Genomic DNA, 1488 nt, shown 5'->3' on the forward strand with positions numbered 1-1488 from the left:
CGCCGGCTCTTCCAGCGCGACAGCGTCTTCAGGTCCTCCCGCGAACAGGCCAGGTGCAGCCCCTGGTGGGCGGGATCCGGCGACCAGTAGCCCGGTGGCGGAATGATCAGCATGCCCTTGCTGTGCAGCATGTCGGCGCCCGTGCCCGAATCCTCATCGAATCCCGTATAGCTGTACTGAATGGCGAAGCACTGGTCCAGAAATCGAGCTGTCACGTCCTCCTGACCGGGCGTAACGACCTGCTCGGCCGCCATGGGCAACAGGTTCTCCTTATCGTACGGCGGTTTGCCCACCAGCACATCGCCCTGCAACTTCGCAAAGCCCGGCAGGGGAATCGTCGGCAGATACAGCCTGTCGTCAGCCGAGGGGACCGCGCGGATACGCCGTCCCTGGTAACCCCCGCTGACGGCCAGCTGGTACAGCGTCAGGTGGCCCACCTCCTGCGAGGCCTGCCTGTCCAACCCGTCCAGCCTGCGCTGCATCACCTCGCGCGCTTCCCCAAGCGCCGCCTCGTCCCGCGGGAAATGCATCAGCGCCTGCGGCGGCATCGTGTTGAACCCGGGCTCCTGGCCCTCCACCAGCCTGCGCTGTGCCTCGCTGCCCCGTCCCTCCCGGACTGCCTGCCATGCCTCGATATGTTCGCGCACCACCGGAATGCGCATCGCCACGTCCCATCCCAGAAACCCGCAGCCGTCATTCGGACAGAGCGCGATGCGCTCTCCGTCCGGCCCCCGCAGTCTGAACGGGTGCTGCGCCCCGGGCACGTCCTCAAACCAGCCCAGCCGCAGCGTGCCCTCCACCACATGGTCACGCGGCACCATCTCCATGAGCGCCCGTTGCATGCGCGACCAGTCCTCGCGCTGCGGCGCCAGCTTCTGCGCCAGTTCCATGAAGGCGCTGCCTGGGGCACTGTCGGCATACCGCACTGCCGGCAGCACCGAAGCAGACGCGCTGCGGCCGGCGGCGATGTCCCGGGCTGACTGCCGCCGCCCGCGCGTCAGGCGGCTGCCGCCGAACATGTCAAAGCGCCAGGGCTCGTCTTTGTACTGGAACGTGCGCGCCAGCATGAAGCCGCTTAACGCGCCCGGCAGCCGCACCTCCACCAGCGGCTGGCCAGTCAGACGGGCATAAAAGGAGTAGTCACGCTGCTCCCCGCCGGACGACGCAGCGGGCTCCAGCTCCCGTCCCTGCAGGTCGACCGTGACATGCCGGGTGTCGCCCGTCCCCGGTCCGGGTGGCACCACGTTTCCCACCGCTGTGCGCAGGCTCGCGTGGCACGCTGCCAGATCGAACCGGCGAGGGGGGGAACGCGTCGTGAGGTCCTCCAGATGCGCCTGGCTGGCCAGCCGCAGATCCAGTGCGTCCAGGATCGCCTCATCCGCCTCGATCTGCGCAATCAGGTTCCAGCTCTTTTCCTGCAGGTCCGCCTCGATAAGCTCGCGCGTTCTATCCAGCGTCTGGCGCACCCACTGCTTCAGAGTCTCCTGT

General features: G+C 67.8%; 1 pseudogene. It reads right to left on the bottom strand.

Annotation, left to right across the window (positions count from 1 at the left end):
• A pseudogene (locus A3A5_RS39100) lies at positions 1 to 1488 on the bottom strand (Type III effector protein (Skwp5)); the annotation flags it as partial.

This window comes from Cupriavidus sp. UYPR2.512 (assembly GCF_000379565.1).
In the GTDB taxonomy this organism is placed as follows: domain Bacteria; phylum Pseudomonadota; class Gammaproteobacteria; order Burkholderiales; family Burkholderiaceae; genus Cupriavidus.